The sequence below is a fragment of the Microcoleus sp. B4-C2 genome (assembly GCF_036705265.1).
Classification (GTDB): Bacteria; Cyanobacteriota; Cyanobacteriia; order Cyanobacteriales; family Microcoleaceae; genus Microcoleus.
The window spans coordinates 33,836-43,525 of record NZ_JAUBUB010000055.1; the positions used below are offsets into that span (position 1 = coordinate 33,836).

Below are 9,690 nucleotides of genomic sequence, written 5' to 3' on the forward strand. Positions count from 1 at the left end.
ATTATTGGAATGTAAATGATATGGAGATTGACATTTTTGATGTTTTTGAAACATTTAATCAAATCTGAGAAAATTGGGATTCTGTAGAGTTCAGTTTCATCCCGCCTACCTACTTATTAAAAAAAATCAGTCTTTAGTCTGAAGTCAAAAGCAATTACTTCACAATATTCAAAATCATACATTTTTATTTTAAATTGGCAGTGTTGGTGTTCACGCAAGTGCTTTTCGTTTTTATAGCTAAAAGGAGATAAATCGCGATGCCTTCCTTAGATTCATCTGAACCCTTAAGTAATATTGTTGGAAACAGCAATAGTTTAAACCTGTTGAATTCGCCGGAGGCGAATAACCCTGGTGCGGGCAGCAGCAGTTCCAGCAAATCTAGTTCCTTTGCCGATAGCAGCGGTGCGGGCAGTACCAGCAGCGCAACAGCCACTTCCCCGACGGGAAGCAGTACCAGCAGTGAGACTGCTTACGCTGCGGGGGCTACATCTAGCAGCGGGAGCGCAGAAGCTTCCACTTCTTCCGTTGCTCCTCCGACTTCCAGCGCGACAGCAACGGCGCCCGCCGCAACGCCCGCACCAGCACCAACACCCGCACCAGCTCCAGCACCCGCGCCAACACCAGCGCCAACACCAGCACCAACACCAGCACCAACACCCGCACCAACACCCGCACCCGCGCCAACACCAGCACCAGCACCAACGCCAGCACCAGCCCCCGTACCAGCACCAGCGCCAACACCAGCGCCAACACCAGCGCCAATACCAGCACCCGTACCAGCACCAGCGCCAACACCAGCACCAGCGCCAACACCAGCACCAGCACCAACACCAGCACCAGCACCAGCACCAACACCAGCACCAGCACCAGCCCCCGTACCAGCACCAGCACCAACACCAGCGCCTTCAGAGAGTAGCAGTTCGAGTGAAACGAGCTCGATCGCCAATAATCAAGGCGTTACTAACAACAGCAGCGCGACAGTAACTTCCCCCGCAGGCAGTAGCACTAGCACTCAGACAGGCTATACTCCGGGAGCTACTTCTGGCACTGCAGAAGCAACCGCTGCTACAGGCGATCCACCAACAACTAACATCGCAACACCACCGCCAGCACCAGCGCCAGCACCAGCGCCAACACCGCCAACACCAGCAACACCGCCAACACAGCCAACACCCTCAAATAATGAGGATGCGGGTACGGGTGGTGGCGACGAGAGTACGATAATTTCTAATCCCACAGATAACAGTAACAGCAATAATTCGATCGCACTTCCCGGTAACAATGCCAACAGCAATGCTGAGACAAAGCCGCCTCCAGAAATGATCGCCCCAGAAAACTATCCTGACGCATTAACTATCACCTACGACAGCAATGGCGACGGATATTGGCTGGGCACCAACGAGAGCGATGTGATTACTGGCGATAGCGGGAGCGATCGAATTTTTGCAGGAAGCGGCGACGATATTGTCACAGGTAACAAAGGTGATGATGCGATCGATGGAGGCGATGGAAACGACACTTTGCGGGGAGGAAAAGGTCAAGATTTGCTAATTGGTGACAACGGCGACGATTTTCTTTGCGGCGACTTCGGCACCGATACATTGATTGGAGGTAGCGGCGCTGATACCTTTGCCTTTAGACCCGAAACAGCGAGTGCAGCAGCTAATCCACTTTTAGCAGATCAACTCCTTGATTTCAATTCCGCTGAAGGCGATCGAATTGGGCTGACAGGGGGACTTTCGGTAACAGACTTGACACTCGTCGCGTTTGATACTGACGGTGACGGTACGACAGACGCCACTCTGCTTAAGTTTAGTTCAAATAATGGCGATCGCATTTTAGCTGTTGTTTTGGGAACAGTTAACGCAGCGGGTGCAACAACTTTGAGCAATGCTGATTTTATTAGTTTGCCAAATGACATCTTGTAGCTAACCCTTAACCGTTAACCCCAACTACCCCGCAGGAATCTTCGGGGGATGAAGTTAATAAATTCATATAGGTTGAGAGAGAAAGATGAAAGACTTTTACGGGCCAATGATTGAAGCAAGTGAAATCATCGAACTACTCAAACAAGAGATGCAATTAAAAACATTTAGTCAAAAGGTTTTGCATAAAAAAGTTATTGAGAAAGCAGCCAAGGAACGGGAGTTAACTGTGACTCCAGACGAAATTCAAGCTGTGGGCGACCAACTCCGCCGCGAGAAGCGTTTGGAGAAAGCGGCGGACACGATTGCTTGGCTGGTCGATCAGATGATTTCTGTAGAAGATTTAGAGGCCGGGATTCGCGATCGGCTTCTCAGCCAAAAACTAGCCGAACACTTATTCAGCAAAGAAGTAGAAAAGATTTTTGTTCAAAACAAATTGCAATTCGACCAAATAATTCTTTATCAAATAATTGTTGCCAACCCCCAGCTTGCTCAGGAACTATTTTATCAAATTCAAGAAGGAGAAATCAGCTTTTTTGATGCTGCTCACCTTTACGATATTGACGAAAATCGTCGGCATATATGCGGTTGCGAAGGCAAGGTTTATCGGTGGGGTTTAAAACCAGACATAGCCGTCGCCGTATTTAGCGCTCAACCCGGAGAAGTAATTCGTCCAATTGAAACAGAACTAGGATATCACTTGTTTCTGGTTGAAAAGTTTCTCCCAGCGGAATTAACCCCTGAACGGTATCAAGAAATTTTGCACAATCTGTTTAACGAATGGCTGGCTAACGAAGTCAACCATTTATTGTACAATTGTAAAGTGTAGAAACTTAATTTTTATCCATCCAAAACCCATCTATATAATTTTGCCGAAACCAAGTACAATGCTAAAAGTTAGGGTGTTTCTCAGTGCACAGAGAGACCTAATATCTTTTCCGGCTGCATCAACATTATTCAATCCTTGGGGCGGGGCGTGAGTGTAAATAGTATCATGCGTGTGGATTTAAATGTTGCTTCCTCTCACGCAATCTACTACTTAGATAACAAGTGGTTGGATATCATTTCCGATCAAGTAACCGCGATTTAAATGGCGGGTTTTTAAGATTGTCAATTATTGGCAGATATTTTTCGTAAACCCGCCCCTACCGTATTAGGGGTAATCTACCGGACATAATATGACGAGGTACTTATGGCTCAATCAAGTTTAGTGAAAAAGGTAATTTATCGCTCTCGAAACTGCCCCAAGCATAGCGAATAATGAGACGCTTAGCTAACCCAAGCTTACTGGCTTATAGCAATTTAAAAATTTCTTTTGAAATTTGAGTTTTGCCAATCCCATATCCGCCAGCTAGCAAAGCCAAATGGAAAAAATATATCGGTTCAAAATGCCACTTTAATATATTATCCCCAAAAGCTACTTTTTTAATTCTCATTTTTCCCTCCTATCTATTAATTATACTAATTCTCAAAACTCATGCAACAGTAGCGCTCCGGGTGCGTCGCCACCTGCCAATCCTAAAAAAGAGCGACAATCTCCAAGCGACGCACCTTACCTGAAGCGCGATCGTAAACAAACCCAAAACTCATAATTGTTGCAAGAGTTTGGAGAATTGGTATTATCTGCGTCCATCAGCGTACATCTGCCTACATCAGCGGTTAAAAACCGACATAGTTTTGCCGCCACCAAGCGCGCACAAACTTAATCTCCTCAAACGTATAACGTTCTTCCAAAAAATCATAAATTGCTCTCAGTTTTTCATCCCCCATAACTTCAATAGCGTACACTATCGCCTGCTGGCGTTCCGATTCCACCAACAAATTTATATCAACTTCCCTGCCCATTTCCATCAATTCTATCAGATGCCCAGAAATAGTATTAGGACTCATACCCCGCGCATTAGCTATTCCTTGAACTGTCAAACCTTGTCGGTATAATTCCCAAGTTTGCATCTGCGAATAAGACGCAACGTTGGAAAGATTTGGAAGATTAGCGACATCAGAAGATGCAGCACCACTTGGCAATCCTTGTTCTTGGCAAAAAGTGCGAATCGCCTCCAAGAAAACCTTACCGTACTTATCTCGCTTGTTGCTACCAACGCCGTAAACTTCCTCGAATTCTCTGAGATTTTGCGGGCGTTTTTCTGCCATATCTCGCAAGCTTTTATCGGCAAAAACTACGTAAGGTGGCACAAATTGTTCGTCGGCAATTTGTTTGCGTAGTGTCCGCAGTATGCTAAATAAAGCTTCTACTTCTACTGCCAAAGACCGAACTTTCGCCTGTACTTCCCGTTGGGGTTCAATGGCGATTTCAACTGTGCGCTGACGTTTCATGATTTCCCAACTTTTTTCATTCAGTTTCAAAATGGGAAACCCGTCTGTTCTTTCCTCTAAAAAACCTTGATTTAACAGCGAACGACTCAACTTTTTCCAATCGTCGGCACTTCTATCTTTGCCAATTCCGTAAGTAGAAAGTTGGTGGTGCTGGTATTGCAATACTTTTTGATTTTTGGAACCGCGCAGCACGTCAATAATGTGATTCATGCCGAATTTTTCTTGGCATCTGGCGACGCAAGAAAGAAATTTCATTGCCTCAATCGTCCAATCTTCTACGGGTTTTTGGTTGCAACAGTTATCGCAAGTACCGCAGTTTCCGGGGAATGAATCGCCAAAATAACTTAACTGGATTGTGCGACGGCACTCGGTGGATTCTGCATAGTTTATTACTCGACGCAACTGTTGGCGGGCAATTCGTTGTTCTTGCGGGTCAGGTTTTTGCTCGATGATGTAGTCGATCATTTTGACATCGCCGTAGCCGAAAAATAAGCTGCAATGGGCGGGTTCGTTGTCTCGGCCTGCGCGGCCGGATTCTTGATAGTATCCTTCGAGATTCTTGGGCAAGTCGTAGTGAATTACAAACCGCACGTCGGGTTTGTTAATGCCCATACCAAAGGCTATTGTGGCTACCATTACTTGCACGTCGTCGCGAATGAAGCGGGTTTGATTGGTGGCGCGATCGACATCGTTCATGCCGGCGTGGTATGGTAAGGCTTGGATGCCGCTTTGTTGCAATTTATAGGCAACTTCGTCAACTTTTTTGCGGCTGAGGCAATAGATTATTCCCGAACCGCCTTTTTTTTGGATAATTTGCAAAACTTCGGCAAAACTGTGCTTGGTTTTGGGGCGAACTTCGTAGTATAAATTGGGGCGGTTGAAGCTGGCGACGTGGATGTAGGGATTTCGCAGAGTTAGCTGCTGGATGATGTCTTGGCGGACGCGCTCGGTGGCGGTGGCGGTTAGTCCCATAATGGGAATGTCGGGATATCGATCGCGCACTCGCTGCATTTGCCTGTATTCTGGTCGAAAGTCGTGCCCCCATTCCGAAACGCAGTGGGCTTCGTCGATCGCAAATGCCGAAATTCCTAACTTATTTGCTACTATATCTAAAAACGGTAAAAATCTCTCACCCAGCAAGCGTTCGGGTGCAACATAAAGCAATTTAATCTTACCTTCGAGAATTGCTGTTTCGCGCGATCGGGTTTCCTGAGAGCTCAAAGTGCTGTTGAGAAAAGTCGCCCCAATTCCATTATCCTGCAAAGCCTCCACCTGGTCTTGCATCAGAGCAATTAACGGCGAAACAACCACTGTCAATCCCGGTTTCAACAGTGCCGGTAATTGAAAACACAAAGACTTGCCACCGCCCGTCGGCATGACAATCATCATATCCCGTTTTTGTAAAGCAGCTTCGACAATTTCCTGCTGTCCCGGACGGAAAGAGTCATAGCCAAAAAAATGTTTAAGAGCTTGTTCCAGGGACAGTGGCACAGAAGATATTGGCGGATGAGACGCTGGCATTTGCAGTAGTTGGTTGTTGGCTTCTCAACTATTCTATGCCTTTTGAGCACAAATACAGTTACAATAATTGAGAATCTCAATTTAACCAGAAAAACTGATGCCGAAAGCAATTTGGAATGGTGCCGTTTTGGCCGAGAGCGACAAGTGCGAAATTGTAGACAACAACTATTATTTCCCCGCCGATGCCATCAACCGTGAGTATTTCAAAGACAGCAGCACTCACACTACTTGCGGTTGGAAAGGTGTTGCTAGTTACTACAGTGTCGAAGTCGGCGGACAAGTTAATAAAGATGCTGCTTGGTACTACCCTACTCCAAAAGATGCTGCTAAAAATATTGCCGGATATATTGCTTTTTGGAAAGGAGTTAAGGTAGAAGCTTAGGTTTTTTCCGCAGGTTTTTTAGCTGGCGATTCCGACAGACCGCCAGGGAATTAATTCCCTGGCTCATAGCTGAAGTCGTCTTAAGACGAATGTGGAAATTAGGGAGGAATAACATAAGTTGCGATGAGTTAAAATAGAAATAATATCTAATATCTACTGATAGCGATTGCTCCTCTGATAATTGTCAATTTTTTAAAATATAGGACTGAGCTTAATTAAATTCAATACCATAACCGCTATATTTAACAGTCCTCTTTGAGAGGACTTTCGCTCTCTCGACGGGGGTTTTGAACCCCCGGCGGACTGTTGGAGAAGCGAAAGCATCCTCAAATTTTAATCTTCCCAAACGGCGACAGCTTCCGCACCCAAACCACGGCGAACAACAATCGGTTCGCTTTGTGTCAAATCGAGAATGGTAGAAACTTGATATCCCGGATCGGAACCGTCATCGACAATGATATCTACTAACTTTGAAAAACAGTCAAAAAGTTCAGCTTTGCCAAAACTTTCTGCTTTTTCTGCTGGCACCGGTGCAGCACCTTCATCATCCGTGGTAATGTGAGCGGATGTTGAAATAATTGGATTTCCCAAGGCTTCCAACATTGTAAAACAAAGCCGCTGGTCTGGAACGCGAATTCCAGTGGTTTTGCGCTTCGGGCTCATTACCAACCGTGGCACTAACTTGGTAGCAGGCAGCAGAAATGTATAAGGCCCTGGTATTAACCGCTTGATAATTCTGTATGCTTCATCGCTGACGGCTGCATAGTCGGTGATATTTGACAGAGATGAACACAGGAACGTTAAAGGCTTATCATTGGATAGTTGCTTGATCTGCCTGACTCGTTCTACTGCAGACTTGGAGTTGAGATCGCAGCCGATCGCATAAACTGTATCTGTCGGATAAAGCATCACTGCCCCATCTTTTAGAGATTTGTTAATTTTCTCGATCCGGTCTCTTTGGGGTGCAACTGGATGCACTTCGTAAATAGTTGCCATGTTAAGATATTGCAGGCTAAGTGGGCGATCGAAATATCGAGTGAAACAATCAATGCTAAAAATTAATTGTTAACAATGAATAAAATAGCTTATTTTGACTGTCCAACCGGCATTGCTGGCGATATGTGCATCGGAGCTCTTGTCCACGCTGGCGTTCCTTTAGAATACCTAATCGAAAAACTCAATTTGCTCGGCATTTCGACAGAGTACCAGTTGCGGACGGAATTAGTCCACCGGAATACTCAACAAGCAACTAAATTTTATGTCGATTTAGCTGCGGATTTGTCGTTAAAACCAGAAAATCCCGCTACCGAACTCGATCCCTCGGAAACCGAATCCCCGACTTTTGACGCCCGCCACCACCATCATCACGGGGAAGAACATTCTCACAGTCACGGCGAAGCAGATGCAGAAATTAGCCACAGTCATCACCGCAATTTGCCCGAAATTGAGCAAATCATCGTCTCTGCAAAATTGCCTCCGCGCGTGGAAGCTTGGAGTTTGGCCGTATTTGGCAAATTAGCAGATGCAGAAGGTGCCGTACACGGTATCCCCGCGAGCGAGGTTCACTTTCACGAGGTGGGGGCGACGGATGCAATTATTGATATTGTGGGTACTTGTTTGGGTTTGGATTGGTTGGATATTGAGGAGTTTTACTTTTCGGCGATGCCGACTGGTGGGGGTACGGTGAAGGCGGCCCACGGTAGATTAGCGGTGCCTACGCCGGCGGTGATGCGGTTGTGGGAAACGCACCGAGTCCCGGTTTATAGCAATGGGATCGATCGCGAATTGTGCACTCCTACGGGAACTGCGATCGCCTGTACTCTCGCCGCTGGTTTCGGCCCGCCACCGTCGATGCAAGTTCAGGCGATCGGTTTGGGTGCAGGTTCTCGAAACCTGGCAATTCCTAATATTTTGCGCCTCTGGATTGGGGAGAAGCAAGAGGGGGAGAGGGGGAGAGGGGGAGAGGGGGAGAGTGGGAGAAAGACGGCTACTAATTCCCCATTCCCGATGCCCAATGCCCAATTACCAATTACCAATTCCATAGAAACTATTGCGGTGTTGGAAACGCAAATTGATGATTTGAGTCCGCAGGCGATCGGCTATGTTTTTGATGCTTTGTTTGCCGCCGGAGCTCTGGATGTTTTTACTGCCCCAATTGTGATGAAAAAGTCGCGGCTTGGGGTTTTGTTAACTGCGATTTGTCATCCAGAATTTGAGGATGCTTGCGAAGCTGTGATCTTTCGCGAGACGACTACTTTGGGAATTAGGATCTCGACTCAACAAAGAACGATTTTACACCGAGAAATCCAGACAGTTAAAACAGAATACGGCGAAGTCAAGATAAAAGTTGCGAAGTCTGGAGAAACGATTGTTAATGTACAGCCGGAATACGAAGATTGCGCGGAAATTGCCAGACTTAAAAATATTAGCTGGCGGGAAGTTCACCGCTTGGCGCTGCAAAGTTGGTACGATCGAGGTTAGGAATGAGAATTAAATAACTTCCACTCTTGAAAGTGGGATGGGCGTCCCGCCCGTCCTTTCTGGACGGGCGGGACGCCCATCCCACAATAACAATTAAAATTGTAAGTTATTTAATTCGCGATCCTTAGTAAATTACAGTGACTTACATGAGGAATTTAGTCCCTGACGGGCTGACAATCGGTCAGACCCAGGAGGCTTGAGGAATATCTAAATCAGAGGAATCAAAACCTCTGATATCATCTCCGGTAGATTACCCCTAATACGGTAGGGGCGGGTTCACTAAAAATATCTGCCAATAATTGACAATCTCAAAAACCCACCCTTTTAATCGCTTTTTCTTCAAGCTATTATAGAAACATACTTGATTCTCGATCGCATTATGGTTGCCTTACCCGATCGCCCATCGATGAGTGCAGAAGAATACCTGGCTTGGGAACCCACCCAAGAGGAACGCTACGAGTATTGGGATGGCGAAGTCGTCGCCATGAGTGGGGGCAGCCGCAATCACAATCGAATTTCAGGAAATTTCTTCAGAATCCTAGATGATGCCCTTGTCGATCGCCCTTGCGAACCTTACATCGCGGATGTCAAAGTCCAAGTGGAACGAGGGCAAAAATATTTTTATCCTGATGTTGTGGTAACTTGCGACGATCGCGATAACGATCCGCAATTAGTGCAATTTCCTTCCTTAATTATCGAAGTTTTATCGCCTTCCACAGAAGCAGCAGATCGCGGCATTAAATTTGCTAAATACCGCCAATTTTCAACACTGCAAGAGTATGTCTTGGTGCAAGTTGAACAGCCAGGAGTAGAGATATTTCGGCGCAATCAACAGGGGCAATGGGTTCTCTTCGAGTATGGTTTAGGCGATTCCTTGCAACTTGAATCGGTGAATCTAGAAATTGCGATCGCCGATTTATATCGCCAAGTACAATTTTCTTAAAAATTTCCCTGTCAAGGGATTTGATATTAAGGAATGAGAATTAAATAACTTCCACTCTTGAAAGTGGGATGGGCGTCCCGCCCGTCCAAAAAGGACGGGCGGGA

At 46.1% G+C, this 9,690-nt stretch carries 8 protein-coding genes; 5 read left to right on the top strand and 3 right to left on the bottom strand.

What is annotated here, in order from left to right:
* The first annotated feature begins 257 nt into the window (after window positions 1-257).
* Together QUB20_RS16930 and QUB20_RS16935 are read left to right on the top strand one after the other, a co-directional pair.
* A complete protein-coding gene (locus QUB20_RS16930; RefSeq protein ID WP_333247493.1) occupies window positions 258-1,928 on the top strand; it encodes a hypothetical protein in 1,671 nt (556 codons plus the stop codon).
* Window positions 1,929-2,013: 85 nt separating this feature from the next.
* Window positions 2,014-2,754 carry a peptidylprolyl isomerase gene (locus QUB20_RS16935; protein WP_333054983.1) on the top strand — a complete coding sequence of 247 codons (741 nt, stop codon included), beginning with the start codon at window positions 2,014-2,016 and terminating at the stop codon, window positions 2,752-2,754.
* Between the two features lie 463 nt (window positions 2,755-3,217).
* Here the strand turns inward: QUB20_RS16935 and QUB20_RS16940 are convergent, their stop codons facing one another.
* Window positions 3,218-3,361, bottom strand: coding sequence for a hypothetical protein (locus tag QUB20_RS16940; RefSeq protein ID WP_333247491.1), 144 nt, complete (start codon window positions 3,359-3,361; stop codon window positions 3,218-3,220).
* Between the two features lie 223 nt (window positions 3,362-3,584).
* Window positions 3,585-5,780, bottom strand: coding sequence for a DNA helicase RecQ (gene recQ, locus QUB20_RS16945; RefSeq protein WP_333247489.1), 2,196 nt, complete (start codon window positions 5,778-5,780; stop codon window positions 3,585-3,587).
* Between the two features lie 97 nt (window positions 5,781-5,877).
* Between recQ and QUB20_RS16950 the strand changes: the two genes are divergently transcribed.
* A complete protein-coding gene (locus QUB20_RS16950) occupies window positions 5,878-6,162 on the top strand; it encodes a DUF427 domain-containing protein (protein WP_190738299.1) in 285 nt (94 codons plus the stop codon).
* 333 nt (window positions 6,163-6,495) lie between these two features.
* Here the strand turns inward: QUB20_RS16950 and QUB20_RS16955 are convergent, their stop codons facing one another.
* Window positions 6,496-7,158, bottom strand: a complete 663-nt coding sequence (locus tag QUB20_RS16955) for an L-threonylcarbamoyladenylate synthase (RefSeq protein WP_333247487.1) — start codon at window positions 7,156-7,158, stop codon at window positions 6,496-6,498.
* 75 nt (window positions 7,159-7,233) lie between these two features.
* Between QUB20_RS16955 and larC the strand changes: the two genes are divergently transcribed.
* Together larC and QUB20_RS16965 are read left to right on the top strand one after the other, a co-directional pair.
* Window positions 7,234-8,643: a nickel pincer cofactor biosynthesis protein LarC gene (gene larC, locus QUB20_RS16960; RefSeq protein WP_333247485.1), complete on the top strand. Its 1,410-nt coding sequence runs from the start codon at window positions 7,234-7,236 to the stop codon at window positions 8,641-8,643.
* Between the two features lie 379 nt (window positions 8,644-9,022).
* Window positions 9,023-9,586 (top strand): Uma2 family endonuclease, encoded by a 564-nt coding sequence (locus tag QUB20_RS16965; protein WP_333251584.1) that lies wholly within the window; start codon window positions 9,023-9,025, stop codon window positions 9,584-9,586.
* Window positions 9,587-9,690: the final 104 nt, after the last annotated feature.